A 16493-nucleotide genomic window follows, 5' to 3' on the forward strand; every position below is an offset into this window, starting at 1 on the left:
ATCTAACGATTTCCGCCAAACCATTGCCACCGGTACAAAGGGACGGGCACGATGTGGCACACATTGCCCCCGGTGGTGCCTAGGCGGCGATCCCGCCTCCGGAAACCCGTTCGTCACATGATCGTTGCAAAACGCTTCGATTCATCTGCTTGAGTTCGGGCGGCACCGGCGTTTCCGCGCATATCCCGCGTCACCCCGTCCGAAATGTCGCACGTCCCTGCTTGCACCCCGCCACGAGGGTTCCCCTGTCGCGCCCCACGCGCTGCATCCCATGGCGGCGTCCCCTGGAGAGGCAGCACCCTTGAGCAACGACATATCCACGGAGAACAGGACCGGCGGCCTCCGGGCCAATGTTCTCGGTGGCTTCGACACCATCATCATGGCCCTCGCGGGCAGTGCACCGGCGTACTCGCTGGCCTCCACCACTGCCCTGCTGGCCGGCGCCGCCGGTCTGGTCGGTCCGGCCGCCCTGCTCTGGTGTGCCATCCCCATGCTCGGCATCGCCTGGGCCTTCAACTACCTTGGCCGCCTGGACGTCAACGCCGGCGCCAGTTACTCCTGGGTCGGCCGCGCGCTGCACCCCTCGCTCGGCTTCCTGGCCGGCTGGTCACTGGTGGTCTCGGCGACCATCTTCATGGTGGCGGGCTCGCTCCCGGCGGGCAACTACACCCTCTCGCTCTTCGGCAGCAGCCTGGCCAACAACACCTGGGCCGAGATCGGCGTCGGCGCGGTGGCCTTCCTGATCATGGCCCTGCTGGTGCTGATCGGCATCCGGATCACCAGCCACGCCCAGTGGATCATGACCGGCATCGAGGTCGCGATCCTGGTGGTCTTCGGCATCGCCGCCCTGATCCACGGCGGCCACGCGGCCGTCTTCTCCTGGTCCTGGCTCTGGGGCTTCGGCCACTTCGGCGGGGTCAAGGGGTTCGCCGCCGCCGCGCTCGTCGCCGCCTTCTACTTCTGGGGCTGGGACGTCACCGCCAACCTCAGCGAGGAGACCAGCAACAGCAAGCGCAACTCCGGCTTCGGCGGCCTGGTCGGCGTCATCGGCGTCTTCGCGCTGTTCGAGGTCGTCACCATCGCCGTCAACCTGATCGTCAGTCAGAACGACCTCGCCAACGCCAATGCGGCCCCGGTGCTCACCACCCTGGGCAACACCGTCTGGCCGGGCGCGGGCGGCAAGATCATGGTCCTGGCCGTGGTGCTGTCCACCATCGCCACCCTGGAGACCACCCTCATCCAGGTCTCCCGCTCGCTGTTCGCCATGGGCCGCGACAAGACCATCCCCGCCATCTTCGGCAAGTCCCACTCGCGTTGGCAGACCCCGTGGTTCGCCATCGGCGTGGTCGTGGTGGTCTCGCTGGCCCTGTTCGTCTCCTCCAACGAACTGGGTTCGGTCAAGAACATCATGACCGACGCGATCAACGCGATCGGCCTGCAGATCGCCGTCTACTACGCGCTGGCCGGCTTCGCCGTGGTCGTCGCCTACCGCAAGCTGGTCTTCAAGTCCTTCTCCAACGCCATCTTCGTGGGCATCTGGCCGCTGGCCGGCGCCATCTTCATGGGCTTCCTCTTCATCGAGAACTGCATGACCCTGGGCGGCACCACCATCGCCATCGGCCTGGGCGCGCTGGCCCTCGGGCTGATCCCGATGGCCTGGTACTGGGCCAAGGGCAGCGACTACTACCGGGCCGGAACCGTCCGCCTCGACGCCACGTCTTCGGACGAGGTGGACGCACTCTACGGCGAGAGCACCCTGACTTCCGCCACGGCGGGGTCGGGCGATACCCTCGCCACGGATATCTGAAACATCGACAGTTCCCTTGCGGCGGCGGTCGGCCTGGTTCAGTGAACCGGGTCGACCGCCGCTGGTCGCGTTCATCACGGGGGATGAGCGTCGGGATGGTCATCAGTGCGGATGCCCATCCCCTCTGCCCGCAAGCTCTACCTCCCAGCCGAGAGTGGTCTCCCTCATGGCCAGAGCACGACGACGCATCACCGCACCACGGTTCGACCCGACCTTCGGCGACCTGGCCCTGGCGACCGCCCGGCAGGACCTGATCGTCGGGCGCTGGCAGGGCGCCCGTGACCTGCTCCGGGACACCGGGCGGGACTGGGACCGCCGCACCCACCGGGTGCGGCTGCTCGCCGATGTCGCCGCCGGGACCCGCACCGTGGAGACCTGGCAGGCCGCCGAACCGCAGAACCCGGACGCCCTGGTGCTCCGCGCGGAGACCGAGGTGATGCGGATCTTCGCCGCCGTCGGCGAGGCGAACCGCGCCCAGGGCAGCCCGCCGCCGCCGACCGAGGACAGCATCGACCGCTCGCATCTCGACCGGGCCGCCCGGATCTGCCTCCAGGCCGCCGACCGGCACCCGGCCGACCCGGTGCCCTGGGTCTCGCTGATGACCCTGGCCCGGCTCTACGGCGGCGGCCACCCCCATGTCTGGCACTGGTGGCGCGAACTCCAGGCCCGCGACACCTACAGCCGCGAGGGCCACCACCAGGTGCTGCGCCACCTGTCCGAGCGCTGGCACGGCTCGCACGGCGAGATGTACAACTTCGCCCGGGACAGCGCCGCCTTCGCACCGGTCGGCACCCCGCTCGCCGCCCTCACCCAGACGGCGCGCGCCGAGCACTACCGGCAGCGGATCACCGTCGAGGGCCCGACCGCGGTCGGCCTCACCTACCACTGGACCCACGAGGTCGCGGTCCAGGCCCTGCACGCCACCATGCGCGACTGGATCAGCCACCGGGCCGGCATGGAGTACGCCCAGGACGTGGCCGACCTGAACACCGTGCTGCACGGACTGGCCTTCGCCGGGATGAAGGAGCAGGCCCGCGAGGTCAACCGGCAGCTGGGCAACCGGCCCACCCGTGCCCCCTGGTCCTACTCGGGCGACCCCGAGCACCTGTTCGACCACTGGCGGGCCCACCTCGCCGACTGAGCCGTGCGCCCCGGCGCCCGGAGCGGGGGCGCACAGGCAGGCGGGGCGCACCGGCAGGCGGGGTGCACAGGCGCGTGTCGGACGGCAGTGCGAGGGTGGGATCGTTGACCGAGCCCGCCCGCCGGGCTTGCCATCCAGTCGCCAGGCAAGGAACGGAGTGCCCCTGTGGCGCGCAGCGTGTACGTGACCGGCATCGGACGGGGCGACGGCCGGCAGGCCGTCGAGCTCGGGGTCATGGAATTGCTCACCCGCCAGGTCGACCGGGTCGGCGTGTTCCGCCCGCTGACCCACCGGCGCACCGACCACGTGGTCGAACTGCTGCGCGGGCGCTACCGGCTCGACCTGCCGGCCGAGCAGATGTACGGGATGACCTACGAAGAGGCCATCGCCCTGCTGGCCGAACGCGGCCCGGACGAGCTGGTCGGCCAGCTGGTCGACCGCTTCCACCAGGTGGAGCAGCAGTGCCAGGCGGTGCTGGTGCTGGGCACGGACTTCGCCGCCACCAACATCCCGGACGAGCTCGCCGTCAACGCCCGGCTGGCCAACGAGTTCGGCGCCTTGCTGCTGCCGGTCGTCGGCGGGCACCGGGAGAGCGCGGACACCGTGGTCGCCGAGGTCCGCAACGCCTACCGGGCCTACACCGACCTGGGCTGCAACGTGCTGGCGATGATCGCCAACCGGGTCGCGGGCCGGGACAAGCAGGAGGTCCAGCGCCGACTGGCGGCCCGCTCGGACGTCCCGGTGTACGTCATCCCGGACGAGCCGGCCCTGTCCGCGCCGACCGTCGCCCAGGTCGTCGAGACCACCGGCGCCGAGGTGCTGCTCGGCGACGCCGCCGGGCTGGCCCGCGACGTGCGCCGGTTCCTCTTCGGCGGCGCGATGCTGCCGAACTTCCTCGGCGCGCTGACCGAGGGCTGCATGGTGATCACCCCCGGCGACCGGGCCGACCTGCTGATCGGCTCGCTGGCGGCGCACTCCGCCGGCTCGCCGCCGATCGCCGGCGTGCTGCTGACCATGGGGCAGACCCCGGGCCAGGACGTGATGCGGCTGGCCTCCCGGCTCGCCCCCGGCACCCCGGTCGCAGTGGTCCCCGACGGCAGCTTCCCCACCGCCACCGGGCTGTCGACGCTGGAGGGCCGGCTGGGCACGACCAGCCCGCGCAAGGCCGAGACCGCACTCGGGCTGTTCGAACTGCATGTCGACACCGCCGAGCTGACCAGCCGGATCGAGCTCAGCCGCTCCGAGCGGGTCACCCCGATGATGTTCGAGCACACCCTGCTGGAGCGGGCCCGGGGCACCGAGCTGCGCGAGGTGGTGCTGCCCGAGGGCACCGAGGAGCGGGTGCTGCGGGCCGCGGAGGTGCTGCTCCGCCGCAATGTCTGCCACCTCACCCTGCTCGGCCACGAGGACGCGGTCCGCCGCCGCGTCGCCGAACTCGGCCTGGACCTGGGCCTGGACGGGGCGCAGACCGCTCGGGCCCGGGCCCGGATCATCGACCCGGAGACCTCGCCGCTGCGGGACCGCTTCGCCGAGCGCTACGCGGAGATCCGCAGCCACAAGGGGATGACCGTGGAGGCCGCCCAGGACGTGGTCACCGACGTCAGCTACTTCGGCACGCTGATGGTCCAGGAGGGCCTGGCGGACGGCATGGTGAGCGGGGCGGTGCACTCCACGGCGGCGACCGTCCGGCCGGCCTTCGAGATCATCCGGACCTCGCCCGGCGCCATGATCGTCTCCTCGGTGTTCTTCATGTGCCTGGCCGACCGGGTGCTGGTCTACGGCGACTGCGCGGTCAACCCGGACCCGGACGCCGAGCAGCTGGCCGACATCGCCATCCAGTCCGCCGACACCGCCGCGCGCTTCGGCGTGGAGCCCAGGGTCGCGCTGCTCTCGTACTCCACCGGGACCTCCGGCAGCGGCGCCGACGTCGACAAGGTCCGCAAGGCCACCGAGCTGGTCCGCTCCCTGCGTCCGGACCTGCTGGTCGAGGGGCCGATCCAGTACGACGCGGCGGTGGAGCCGGCCGTCGCGGCCACCAAGCTGCCGGGCTCGCAGGTGGCCGGGCGGGCGACGGTGCTGATCTTCCCGGACCTGAACACCGGCAACAACACCTACAAGGCCGTCCAGCGCTCGGCCGGGGCGGTCGCGGTCGGCCCGGTGCTGCAGGGGCTGCGCAAGCCGGTCAACGACCTGTCCCGGGGCGCGCTGGTCCAGGACATCGTCAACACCGTCGCCATCACCGCCATCCAGGCCCAGCAGGCGGCAGCCCAGCAGGCGGCGGCTGCCGAGGCCACCCAGCAGGCCGAGAAGGAGCAGCAGTCGTGACCGACGCCACCCTGGTCCTCGTCCTCAACTCCGGTTCCTCCTCGGTGAAGTACCAGCTGATCGACATGGCGGACGGCAGCCGCCCGGCGGCCGGCCTGGTGGAGCGGATCGGCGAGCCCTCGTTCCCGGCCGACCATGCCGCCGCCATCGGCCTGATCGGCGCGGAGCTACGGGAGAAGGGCCTCGGCCTGGACTCCCCCAGGATCGCCGCCATCGGGCACCGGGTGGTGCACGGCGGCCGGTACTTCTCCCGACCGGCGCTGATCACCGACCGGGTGCTGGACGAGGTCCGCCGGCTGGTCCCGCTCGCGCCGCTGCACAACCCGGCCAACATCACCGGCATCGAGATCACCCGCGCCCTGCGGCCCGACCTGCCGCAGGTCGCGGTGTTCGACACGGCGTTCCACGCCACCATCCCCGAGTCCGCGGCCCGCTACGCCATCGACACGGAGCTGGCGGACGAGTACGCGATCCGTCGTTACGGCTTCCACGGGACATCGCACCAGTACGTCTCCCGGCATACCGCCGAACTCCTGGGCAGATCACCCGAATCGGTGAATGTGATCGTGCTGCACCTGGGCAACGGCGCCAGCGCCTCGGCCGTGGCCGGCGGGGTGTGCGTGGAGACCTCGATGGGGCTGACGCCGCTGGAGGGCCTGGTCATGGGCACCCGCTCGGGCGACCTGGACCCGGCGGTGCTGCTGCACCTGCAGCGGGTGGCCGGGATGTCGGTCGAGGAGGTCGACGTCCTGCTGAACCGGCGGAGCGGGCTCAAGGGCCTCTGCGGGGACAATGACATGCGCGAGGTGACCAGGCGGATGGCCGAGGGCGACCAACGCGCGACCCTGGCCTTCGACGTCTACATCCACCGGCTGCGCAAGTACGTCGGCGCCTACACCGCGGTCCTCGGCCGGGTGGACGCCATCGCCTTCACGGCCGGCGTCGGCGAGAACTCCGCCGCCGTCCGCGCGGCGGCCATGGCGAACCTGGACGCCCTGGGCGTCGAACTCGATCCGGCGCTCAACGCGGTCCGCTCCGCGGAGGCGCGGCTGGTGTCCACCGAGAGCTCGCGGATCGCGGTCGCCGTGGTCCCGACCGACGAGGAGCTGGAGATCGCCGAGCAGACGTTCGCGGTGATCCGGCGTACTGACGAGTAACCAACTGCACGGCCAGCACGGGGGTGGAACACCGGACCGGCCAATTGGGGGCACTCTGCTCGAAAACGCAACCGAAAGGTAACCCGATAGAATGAGCGATATGCGCCGAGCCAAGATCGTCTGCACCCTGGGTCCCGCGACGGACAACTTCGAACAGCTGAAAGCGCTGATCGAAGCCGGTATGAACGTCGCCCGTCTGAATATGAGCCACGGCAACCACGCCGAGCACGCGAGCCGTTACGACAACGTCCGTGCCGCGTCGGACTCCACCGGCCGTCCGGTGGGCGTCCTCGCCGACCTCCAGGGCCCCAAGATCCGCCTGGGCACCTTCGCCCAGGGGCCGGTCACCGTCGAGAACGGTGACACCTTCACCATCACCACCGAGGACGTCCCCGGTGACCAACTGATCTGCAGCACCACCTACAAGGGCCTGCCCGGCGACGTGAAGCCCGGCGACCCGGTCCTGATCAACGACGGCGTGATCGCCCTGGAGGTCGTCAGCGTCGACGGCCCCCGCGTGGTCACCCGCGTGGTCGAGGGCGGCGTGCTGTCCAACAACAAGGGCATCAACCTCCCCGGCGCGGCGGTCAACGTCCCCGCGCTGTCCGAGAAGGACAAGGACGACCTGCGCTTCGCGCTGCGTCTCGGCGTCGACATGATCGCGCTGTCCTTCGTCCGCAACGCCGCCGACATCGACGACGTGCACAAGGTGATGGACGAGGAGGGACGCCGCGTCCCGGTCATCGCCAAGGTCGAGAAGCCCCAGGCCGTCGCGGCCATGGAGGAGATCGTCCTCGCCTTCGACGCGGTCATGGTCGCCCGCGGCGACCTCGCCGTCGAGTACCCGCTGGAGCGGGTGCCGCTGGTCCAGAAGCAGCTGATCACCCTCTGTCGCCGCAACGCCAAGCCGGTCATCGTCGCCACCCAGATGATGGAGTCGATGATCACCGCCTCCCGGCCGACCCGCGCCGAGGCCTCCGACTGCGCCAACGCCATCCTCGACGGCGCGGACGCGGTCATGCTCTCCGCCGAGTCCAGCGTCGGCAAGTACCCGATCGAGACCGTGCAGACCATGTCGCGGATCATCGAGGCGGCCGAGGAGGAACTGCTCTCGCAGGGCCTCCAGCCGCTCAACCCGGGCCGCAAGCCGCGCACCCAGGGCGGTGCGGTCGCCCGCGCCGCCTGCGAGCTGGGCGACTTCCTCGGCGCGGAGGCACTGGTGGCCTTCACCAAGTCCGGTGACACCGCCCGCCGACTGTCCCGGTACCGCTCGCCGATCCCGGTCCTGGCCTTCACCCCGGACATCTCCACCCGCAACCAGCTGACCCTGAGCTGGGGCGTGGAGACCTTCGTGACCCCGCAGGCGGACAACACCGACGCGATGGTCAACCAGGTCGACGACGCCGTGCGCGACCTCGGCCGCTACGAGCCCGGCGACACCCTGATCGTCACCGCCGGCTCGCCCCCCGGCGTGGTCGGCACCACCAACATGCTGCGCGTCCACCACCTGGGCGAGCGCGCCAGCTGAGCGACGGCGGCCCGACAGCGAGGGACGCCGCCGACCTCCTCGGTACGAGGGGTCGACGGCGTCCCTTGCCGCGTGCGGGCGCGCCGCTCAGCTCAGCGGCGTGTAGTAGAGGTGCATCCCGGGGATGGTCAGGTTCCCGCCGAACTGCCCGGTCTGGGTGGCGACCGCGTTGTTCAGGGTCAGCGTCAGCGGGATCGGGACCGAGCCGATCAGGTCGTAGAGCCACTGCGGCAGGGTGTCCGGCGTCAGCGTCAGATTGACGCCCAGCCAGGCCAGCGGAATCCCCTCGGCCTCGGCCAGGGTGCCGGAGAGGCTGGTGACGTACATCGTCACCGTCCCGCCCCTCATGGTCGAGGTGGTCCCCGGACCGCCCTGGACGTGGAGCTCCTGGCCGATCTGCTGGGTCGACATGTCGAGGTCGCCGATGTTCACCTCCTGCGCGGTGAACTTGAGCACCCGGACGTCGCCGGCCGCTGTCGGCACCGTCACCACGCCCCAGAACTGGGTGTTGATCAGCTCCAGGCTGCTGCTCTTCAGCGTCCACGGGACGGTCGGCATCTCGCCCACCGGCATGCTGGTGTCCAGCGGCGCGGCCATCCGGCTGACGTCGCAGGCGCGGTTGGCCTCGGCCGAGGTGGTGCTGGTGGTCGGGGAGGTCGCCGCCGGGGTGCCGACGGTCGAGGGGGCGGCCGCCGGGACGGTGGAACGGGTGGCACCGGTGGAGGGCGTGGCCGTGGCGGCGGGCGCCGAGCGGGTCGCCGAGGCGGAGGGCACGGCCGACACCGGGGTGGTGGTGTCGGCGTGGCGGGTGGTCGGCGTGGCAGCGGCGGAAGGGGTGGGCGAGGCGGCGGGCCGGGCCGGTTCGGCGTCCAGGCCCAGCAGTTGGCCGAGCCCGTTCAGGATCGTGCCGACTCCCTCACCCAGGGGGTTGCCCGTCGGGCCGGACGCCGGCGCGCTGGTCGGTCCGGCGGCGGGGACCGCAGACGGAGCGTGGGAAGGCACCTGGGAGGGCGTAGCGGAGGACGGGGCCGTGGACGGCGCCGTGGACCCGGCGGAGGACTTGGTCGGGGCCGTGCCCGACGACCTGCCACCGGTCGACCTGCCACCGGTCGTGGTCGAGGCGGCGGTCGAGGAGGCCCCCGTGTCGGCCCCGGTCTTCGTCGTGCCGGTCTTCGTCGTGCCGGCGATCAGCGAGCTGATGCTGGTCTTGGTGCAGTTGCTGCCCGTCGGTGCGGCAGCGGCGTCCGTCGCGTGGTCGTGCGAGGTCGCGGCGGCGGAGCTGGAGGTGGCGTCGGCGGCGAGGGCGAACTTCGGCGCGATGGTCCCCATCAGCAGGGCTGTCGGCACGGCCGTCAGCGCGATGGCCCGTCCCACCGGCAGTCGCAGCCGACCCCGGACGGTGAGCCGCGGGGCCGCGTGCCGCCCGGTGACCCGCGGTCCGGACTCGGACTCACTCGCCATCGTGGGCCCCCTCGCGCGCCCCTTCCGACTGGGCCGACGTCTCCTCGGCCCGCGGGGCCGGCACCGCGCCCGGCGCGGCGGGCTGGGCGGCGGGCTGGGCGGTGGGCTGGGCCACGGACTTGGCCATGGTCGGTGCTTCGGCGGCCGGCTGCGGCGCCGCCCCGGGGGCGGGCTCGAACAGCGCGGCGATCGGGTACGTCTGCTCCGGCTGCTGCCCGCCCTCGACCTGGGGCTGCTGCGCGAACGCGGCACTGTCGGCGCCCTCGGCGCCTTCAGCGCCCTCGGCCGCAGGTGCCGGCTGCTTCAGCGGCGCCCAGGAGCACACCAGCGCGCCACCGATCAGACCCGGGAGCAGGGCCAGGCCGAACCCGGCCAGGTTGGACATCGGGATCGAGATCAGCGTGAGCACCAGGGCCGCGATGCCGGCGAACACCCGAACATGCGGCTGGAACCACACCGAGATTCCCAGCGCGATCAGCAGCACCCCGATGACCAGCGACTGCGCACCGGCGGTGGTGGACAGGTGCAGGCTCAACGAACCCAGGGTGAGGTTGGCGTAGGGGAAGTACAGGATCGGTCCGCCGGCGATGAGCACCAGCAGTCCTCCCCAGAAAGGACGGCTGCGGCGCCAGTTTCGGAACGCTAGACGGGCCTTGCTGAAGCCGTTCTCAGGCTCGGGCCGCGCCTGCGCGGTCGCGCTCGTCACGTGGCAACTCCCAGGTGGATGATCAATGGTGGAGAACACGGCGGGGAGGGGCCGGGGCCCCTCCCCATCGTGGCCGATGGAGCGACTCGTCCATCGGCGGGTCGGCGGGTGGGCCGACCGTAGGGCGTCTCACTCGGCTGTGCCCGGGACGGAACGGGTCGGGAGGACCCGCCGTCCGGGCATCCGCAGGAAGCCGGGGCGTGGTGCCCCGGCGGTCCGCGGCAGCGTCAGAAGCACTCGTTGTTGGTGCTGTTGATGCTGAGGTGCATGTTGTTCAGCGAGAAGGTGCCGGCCGAGGTGGCCCACGCCGTCTGCTGGACATTGGTCAGGACGGCCTTGTTGGCCTCCTGGGCGAAGCCGCCCGCGTTGTAGAACGGCGAGGAGGCGTCACCGGAGCTGACCGTGCCCTCGCTGACCCCGCCTTCGGCGACACCGATGTTGATGCCGTAGAAGGTGGCCGTCTGCGCCTTCAGATCGGTCATGTCGATGTACAGGTTGCTGGCGGTGACCGGAGCGTTGGCCGCGGTGCCGGCCTGGATCTTCAGGACATAGGTCCCGAGACCGACCTTGCTCAGGTCCACTGCCACCGACTGGCACAGGTTGGTGATCGACGCCGTCTTGAAGCCCGAGACGGCCACCGGCACCATCGTGCCGTTCTTCTGGACGTCGACCGTCCCGTACTGCACGAAGTTGTAGCCGGTCAGGCCGTCCGCGGACACCTTGAAGTCAGTGCCGGAGACGCTGAACGACGCGGCCAGCGCGCCCTGGGCGACACTGACTCCGACGGCCGCGGTGACGGCGAGGGTCGGCACCATGACGACAGCGAACCGACGCCAGCGGGTCTTGCCAAAAGTCTGGGACATAACGAGGTCCTCCTTCTCGGACGTGCATCTTCGGCCTGCCCCGCTAGGGCCCCGGCCTGGGATGGGGAGAAGAGCTACGTCCTCGGGAAGGGGAGCGCGTCGGCTGCGTGCGACGGTACGTACGGACACCTCTGTACGGACAGCTGACCGGCAGCATCGGCGATCACCCCCGAGCGACAACCACCGGCCGCGCAGGATGCACGGCCGTGAGAGGGCAGGCTCCACCGCGAACGGCGGAGACCCCCCTGCCCTCGAAGCGTCGGCCGGGCCGACACCTGCCCGGTGGGGATTCCGTCACTGGTTCCCCGACTGGGTGCCGGAGTAGCGGTGACGAACCGAGCGTGCCTGATCGTGGTCCAATCCCGCCCGCTGCACAAGTACTTCGTTACTGATGAGTAAGAAGCGGGAGAACCGAATCAATCGACCAACTCGGACATGGATGACCGTCCGTAGCCACGTCATGGTCATGCCCGACGGCAAAGTTGTGGAAACACGGCATTAACGGACGATGACGGCCACCAAGGGTGACCGCCACTGTCCGTTATCACGTTTTGATAAACCTCAGGGGCCCCAGTGTCTTTGTCGCCAAATCAGGGGCCCGCGCCGTCCCTCAGAACAGCTTGCGCGCCAGTGCTCCCCTGGCCTTGACGACCCGGGGGTCCTCCGCGCCGATCACCTGGAACAGGCCCAGCAGGTGGGTCCGCACCCGGTCACGGTCCTCGCCGAAGGTCCGGCCCACCGTGTCGACCAGCCGGCCGAACGCGTCCTCCACGTGACCGCCAGTCAGGTCGAGGTCGGCCGCCGCGAGTTGGGCGTCGACATCGGTCGGGCGCTCGGCCGCGGCGGTGCGCACCGCCTGCGGGTCGAGCCCCTGCACCCGCTGCAGCAGCTCGGCCTGGGCCAGGCCCAACGAGGCCTCGACATCACCCGGACGGTCGGCCAGCACATTGCGGTACGCCTGGACGGCACCGCCCAGGTCGCCCCGGTCCAGCGCGTCGTGGGCGGCGGCCAGTGCCGGGTCCACCGGCTCCGGGAGCTCGCTGTCGACGTCTCCCCGCCCCGAGCGGGCGCCGATCTCGCCGACGACGCCGAGCTGACTGCCCGCGGCCTCGACCAGCTTGTCCAGCACCTGCCGGACCTCCGGCTCCGAGGCCGGCCCCTCGAACAGTGGCAGCAGCTGACCCGCCACCACCGCGAGCAGCGTCGGCAGATCACGGATCTGGAGCTGCTGGGCCAACTGCTGGCTGGACCGGAGGTCGACGTTGGCGAGCACGAAGCGGCCGTCGTACTCCTCGGCCAGCTGCTCGATCACCGGCTTGAACTGCTCGGCCGGGGCGTAGCCCTCGGCCCAGAAGTTCAGCACGACCGGCACCTCGGCCGAGAGGCCGACGACCTGCTCCTCGAAGTCGCGCTCCGAGACGTCGAAGATCAGGGGCCCGGCGGAGGGAGCGGCGACGCCGTCGGCCTCCGCCTCCTGGGCCTGGCGGGCACGAGCGGCGCGGGCCTGTTCCGCCTTCTGGGCGGCCTCAGCTGCCGCCTTGACCGCGGCGAGGTCGACCGCGCCGCGCATGGACATGTTCCGTGGCTGCATGGGTCTATCCTCCCCTGTTCGCGCGCTCGGGTGTGAATCGTCCGTCGATCCCACCGACATACTGACGCCGGGCACACAGAAACCGGCTGCCGGACCAGGCTCCGCCTCCGCCTCCCGCCGGTTGCGGGGGGCGGGGGGCGCCCTGCGGCGTCCGTCCGTGTACTGCTGCTGCTCTGCTGCTACTGCTCCGCCCCGGTGCGCGGATCCCCATCCGCGCGGCAGCGTGGTCGTCACTCTTTCGCTACGAGTCGTAGCGTATATCCGGGCGACGGGCCGTCCCAGTGGTTCCGACGTGAACTGCACCACTTCTCCACCCGGTCCCCTTCTCCCGTCCCGGGCCGCTGCGGATAACCTCCCCCGACGGGGCCCACCCGCCCAGCCCACGAGGCCCCCAGAGGCCCACTCCCAGAGGCCCACCCCCCAGAGGCAAGGACGCCCGTTGACCGACTCCACCGCCACCCCGCGCAAGGGCCGCCCGCGCAACGCCGACGCGGACCGGGCGATCCTCGCCGCGACCAGGGCGGTGCTCGCCGAACTCGGCTGGGGCGGGCTCACCATGGGGGACGTGGCGGTGCGGGCAGGGGTCGCCAAGACCACTCTCTACCGGCGCTGGCCGTCCAAGAACGACCTGGTGGTCTCCGCCGTGGCGGTGCTCTTCGACGAGCTGGAGATGGCCGACCTGGGCAGTCTGCGGGCCGACATCGAGGCCGTGGTCCGGCAGTTCGCGGACCTGCTGGCGCTGCCGGAGAGCCAGGCCGCGCTGCTGGCGCTGTTCGCCGAGGCCACCCGTGACCCGGCGCTGCGGCAGCGGGTCCGGGAGGCCATCATCGAGCCGCAGAAGTGCCTGGTCCGTCAGGGCCGCGCGGCGGCCCAGGCCCGTGGCGAGCTGCCGCCGGACACCAGCCCGGCGCAGGCGCGCGAGGACGTGGACATCATCTTCGACACCATCGCCGGCGCGGTGGAGCACCGAATACTGATCACCGGCGAACCGGCCTCCCCCGAATGGATCACCCGCTTCACCACTCTGCTGCTGACCCCGCTCACCCAGCCCTGACCGGCGCCCGCCCGGGACTCAGGGCATCAGCTCCTTGAGCTCCCCGGTGTCCAGGACCATGCCGACCGGGTCGGGCAGCCGCAGTTGCTCGCCCAGTCCGTCCGTGGTGTGCACGTCCCGGTACCGGCCTCCCTGCGGCTGGCTGTGCCCGACCACGTCACCCCGCCGCCGGTCGATCAGCAGGTGGACCGGAATACCGGCGGCGGCGTAGCCGAGGGGCTTGGCGCTCCGGTCGTTCTCCGGCCGGCTGGAGGTCACCTCTACCACCATCAGCACCCCGGACGCGTCGGACCACTCGCCGCGGCCCTTGAAGCAGCCCTTGGGCGCGAGGGCCCCGTCAGGTCGGGGCCGTCCCTGCCCGAACGCCTCGGTGACCAGGCCCTGCTCCGGGTAGAGGCGCAACTCCGGCCGCTGCACCAGGCAGCGCTCCAGCACCCACATCACGATCTCGCCGTGGTCGCCGTCGGGCACCGGCTTGACCTCCAAGCCTGCCCTTGACGAACTCCAGCCGGATCGGCTCGGGCGCAGCAGCCTCCAGCGCCTCGAACTCCTCCGTGCTCAACTGCGCAGGCATGGTCACGGTCACGGCAGACGTCCTCTCTGTGATGACTACCACCCGTGCTCACGACAGGCAGGGCCGCGCGTCAGAAGCCGGTCGTCTCGGTGTAGGTCCCCCACTCGTCGCGCAGGGCGTCGCAGATCTCGCCGAGGGTGGCCTCGGCGCGGACCGCGTCCAGCATCGGCGGGAGCATGTTGCCGCCGGAGCGGGCCGCCGCCAGCATCGCGTCCAGGCCGGCCCGGACCGCAGCGTCGTCGCGGTGGGTGCGGCGCTCGGCCAACTCGCGGACCTGCTCGGTCTCGACCTCGTGGCTGACCCGCAGGATCTCCAGCGCCGGGGTGACGCTGCCGGTGTGGCAGTTGACGCCGACGACCCGCTTCTCGCCCTTCTCCAGCGCGGTCTGGTAGGCGAAGGCGGCCTCGGCGATCTCGCCGGTGAACCAGCCGGTCTCGATGCCGCGCAGGATCCCGGCCGTCATCGGGCCGATCTCGCGGCCGGCCGCGGAGTTGGCGCCCATGTCCAGGATCCGCGCGAAGATCGCTTCGGCCTGGGCCTCGATCCGGTCGGTCAGCGCCTCGACGTACCAGGAACCGCCCAGCGGGTCGGCCACGTTGGCGACGCCGGTCTCCTCCAGCAGTACCTGCTGGGTGCGCAGCGCGATCTCCGCGGCCTGGGCGGAGGGCAGCGCCAGGGTCTCGTCCAGGGCGTTGGTGTGCAGCGAGTTGGTGCCGCCGAGCACCGCCGAGAGCGCCTCGACGGCAGTCCGCACCACGTTGTTGTAGGGCTGCTGGGCGGTCAGCGAGACCCCGGCGGTCTGGGTGTGGAAGCGCAGCCACTGCGCCTTGTCGGTGCGGGCGCCGTACTGCTCCTTGAGCCGGCGGGCCCAGATCCGGCGGGCGGCCCGGAACTTGGCGATCTCCTCGAAGAAGTCGAGGTGGGCGTCGAAGAAGAAGGAGAGGCCGGGGGCGAAGACGTCGACGTCCAGGCCCCGGGAGAGGCCGAGCTCGACGTAGGCGAAGCCGTCGGCCAGGGTGAAGGCCAGCTCCTGCGCGGCCGTGGAACCGGCCTCGCGGATGTGGTAGCCGGAGACCGAGAGCGGCTTGTAGGCCGGGATCTTCTCGGCGCAGTACTCCATCAGGTCGCCGATCAGCCGCAGGTGCGGCTCGGGCGGGAAGAGCCACTCCTTCTGCGCGATGTACTCCTTGTAGATGTCCGTCTGCAGCGTGCCGTTGAGCACGGACGGGTCCACCCCCTGCCGCTCGGCCGCGACCAGGTACATGCAGAAGACCGGGACGGCCGGGCCGCTGATGGTCATCGAGGTGGTGACGTCGCCCAGCGGGAGGTCGGCGAAGAGCACCTCCATGTCGGCGGCCGAGTCGATGGCGACGCCGCAGTGGCCGACCTCGCCGAGCGAGCGCGGGTCGTCCGAGTCGCGGCCCATCAGCGTCGGCATGTCGAAGGCCACGGACAGGCCGCCGCCGCCGGCCTCCAGGATCATCCGGTAGCGCTCGTTGGTCTGCTTGGCGTTGCCGAAGCCGGCGAACTGCCGGATGGTCCAGGCCCGCCCCCGGTAGCCGGTGGCGTGCAGGCCCCGGGTGAAGGGGTACTCGCCGGGCCAGCCGATCCGCTCGAACCCCTCGGGGGCCTCGCCGTCGGCGGGCCCGTAGACCGGCTCGACCGGGTCGCCGCTGAGCGTGCTGAAGTCGGCGTCACGGCGCCGGGCGCCGTCGTAGCGCCGCTGCCAGCGCTCACGCGCCGCCTGCTGGTCCTGTGCGTCCACGGTGCCGCCCCTGCTCCACGAGAAAGAAAACTACTAGGACTTCCAAGTAATTTACTCGGACGTCCTAGTAGTTGTCGACAGCCGGGGCGACTGTCACCCGGCGGATCGGGTCAGACCTTGGCGAGCTCCAGCTTCTCGCCCTCCGCGAGCTGCTCGTCGATCTGCCGCATCACCTTGCGCTCGGCGATGAAGGAGCAGGTGGGGATGGTCCCGGCGAGGATGACGAAGATCATCTTCTTCATCGGCCAGCCCAGCTTGTTGCCGACCGCGAAGGCCAGCACGACGTAGATCATGTACGCCCAGCCGTGAATGGTGCCAACGACGGCCACGGCGGTCCCGGCAGTCCCGAAGCCGTAGAAGGCGATGCAGGAGGCGCAGAGCAGGATCAGACCCACGCCGGTGATGTACGCGAAGACGCGGTAAGCGGTGAGCAGAGGGGAGGACTTCTTCACGGCGGGGCCTCGCAGTGCGGTGGGCGGCACGGTACGTCCGGGCTCGGGTACCAACGGAAAAAGAGCGTA

General features: G+C 71.0%; 13 protein-coding genes. 6 read left to right on the plus strand and 7 right to left on the minus strand.

What is annotated here, in order from left to right; genetic code table 11:
- The first annotated feature begins 271 nt into the window (after nt 1-271).
- From BS75_RS13835 to pyk, 5 genes are all read left to right on the plus strand, one after another.
- Nucleotides 272-1807, plus strand: a complete 1536-nt coding sequence (locus BS75_RS13835; protein WP_042437204.1) for an APC family permease — start codon at nt 272-274, stop codon at nt 1805-1807.
- A gap of 166 nt (nt 1808-1973) precedes the next feature.
- The gene (locus tag BS75_RS13840) at nt 1974-2948 is read left to right on the plus strand and encodes a hypothetical protein (RefSeq protein ID WP_034088426.1); all 975 of its coding nucleotides are present in this window, start codon (nt 1974-1976) and stop codon (nt 2946-2948) included.
- 165 nt (nt 2949-3113) lie between these two features.
- Entirely contained in the window at nt 3114-5273 is a 2160-nt protein-coding gene (gene pta, locus BS75_RS13845) for a phosphate acetyltransferase (RefSeq protein ID WP_034088427.1), read from the plus strand.
- Complete coding sequence (locus tag BS75_RS13850; RefSeq protein ID WP_034088428.1) at nt 5270-6430, plus strand: acetate kinase; 1161 nt, start codon at nt 5270-5272, stop codon at nt 6428-6430. The genes pta and BS75_RS13850 overlap by 4 nt, the downstream gene beginning before the upstream one ends.
- Nucleotides 6431-6530: 100 nt before the next feature.
- A complete protein-coding gene (gene pyk / locus BS75_RS13855; RefSeq protein ID WP_034088429.1) occupies nt 6531-7958 on the plus strand; it encodes a pyruvate kinase in 1428 nt (475 codons plus the stop codon).
- Between the two features lie 87 nt (nt 7959-8045).
- Here pyk and BS75_RS13860 read toward each other — a convergent pair whose 3' ends face one another.
- The 4 genes from BS75_RS13860 to BS75_RS13875 all read right to left on the minus strand — a co-directional run bounded on the left by BS75_RS13860 (nt 8046) and on the right by BS75_RS13875 (nt 12579).
- Nucleotides 8046-9419 (minus strand): hypothetical protein, encoded by a 1374-nt coding sequence (locus BS75_RS13860; RefSeq protein ID WP_034088430.1) that lies wholly within the window; start codon nt 9417-9419, stop codon nt 8046-8048.
- A complete protein-coding gene (locus BS75_RS51905) occupies nt 9409-10014 on the minus strand; it encodes a DUF6114 domain-containing protein (protein ID WP_063771424.1) in 606 nt (201 codons plus the stop codon). Before BS75_RS51905 ends, BS75_RS13860 begins: the two co-directional genes overlap by 11 nt.
- Nucleotides 10015-10352: 338 nt before the next feature.
- On the minus strand, nt 10353-10988 hold the full coding sequence (locus BS75_RS13870; protein WP_034088431.1) for a DUF6230 family protein: 636 nt from the start codon (nt 10986-10988) through the stop codon (nt 10353-10355).
- A gap of 610 nt (nt 10989-11598) precedes the next feature.
- Nucleotides 11599-12579 (minus strand): co-chaperone YbbN, encoded by a 981-nt coding sequence (locus BS75_RS13875; RefSeq protein WP_034088432.1) that lies wholly within the window; start codon nt 12577-12579, stop codon nt 11599-11601.
- Nucleotides 12580-13018: 439 nt separating this feature from the next.
- On the opposite strand from BS75_RS13875, the gene BS75_RS50265 reads away from it, so the two are divergent.
- Nucleotides 13019-13633 carry a TetR/AcrR family transcriptional regulator gene (locus BS75_RS50265; protein WP_034088433.1) on the plus strand — a complete coding sequence of 205 codons (615 nt, stop codon included), beginning with the start codon at nt 13019-13021 and terminating at the stop codon, nt 13631-13633.
- Nucleotides 13634-13651: 18 nt separating this feature from the next.
- On the opposite strand, the gene BS75_RS43335 is transcribed toward BS75_RS50265, so the two are convergent.
- From BS75_RS43335 to BS75_RS13895, 3 genes are all read right to left on the minus strand, one after another.
- A complete protein-coding gene (locus BS75_RS43335) occupies nt 13652-14119 on the minus strand; it encodes a Uma2 family endonuclease (RefSeq protein ID WP_331281423.1) in 468 nt (155 codons plus the stop codon).
- Nucleotides 14120-14277: 158 nt separating this feature from the next.
- Nucleotides 14278-15972, minus strand: coding sequence for an acyl-CoA mutase large subunit family protein (locus BS75_RS13890; RefSeq protein ID WP_034088434.1), 1695 nt, complete (start codon nt 15970-15972; stop codon nt 14278-14280).
- Nucleotides 15973-16082: 110 nt separating this feature from the next.
- The gene (locus BS75_RS13895; RefSeq protein WP_231607769.1) at nt 16083-16454 is read right to left on the minus strand and encodes a DUF3817 domain-containing protein; all 372 of its coding nucleotides are present in this window, start codon (nt 16452-16454) and stop codon (nt 16083-16085) included.
- Nucleotides 16455-16493: the final 39 nt, after the last annotated feature.

Origin of the sequence: Streptacidiphilus albus JL83 (genome assembly GCF_000744705.1) — a bacterium.
GTDB lineage: Bacteria > Actinomycetota > Actinomycetes > Streptomycetales > Streptomycetaceae > Streptacidiphilus > Streptacidiphilus albus.

Coding starts and splice junctions, on each gene's coding strand:
- BS75_RS13835 (WP_042437204.1), top strand. CDS start 272: ATGGCGGCGTCCCCTGGAGAGGCAGCACCCTTGAGCAACGACATATCC.
- BS75_RS13875 (WP_034088432.1), bottom strand. CDS start 12,579: ATGCAGCCACGGAACATGTCCATGCGCGGCGCGGTCGACCTCGCCGCG.
- BS75_RS13860 (WP_034088430.1), bottom strand. CDS start 9,419: ATGGCGAGTGAGTCCGAGTCCGGACCGCGGGTCACCGGGCGGCACGCG.
- BS75_RS13870 (WP_034088431.1), bottom strand. CDS start 10,988: ATGTCCCAGACTTTTGGCAAGACCCGCTGGCGTCGGTTCGCTGTCGTC.
- BS75_RS13840 (WP_034088426.1), top strand. CDS start 1,974: ATGGCCAGAGCACGACGACGCATCACCGCACCACGGTTCGACCCGACC.
- pyk (WP_034088429.1), top strand. CDS start 6,531: ATGCGCCGAGCCAAGATCGTCTGCACCCTGGGTCCCGCGACGGACAAC.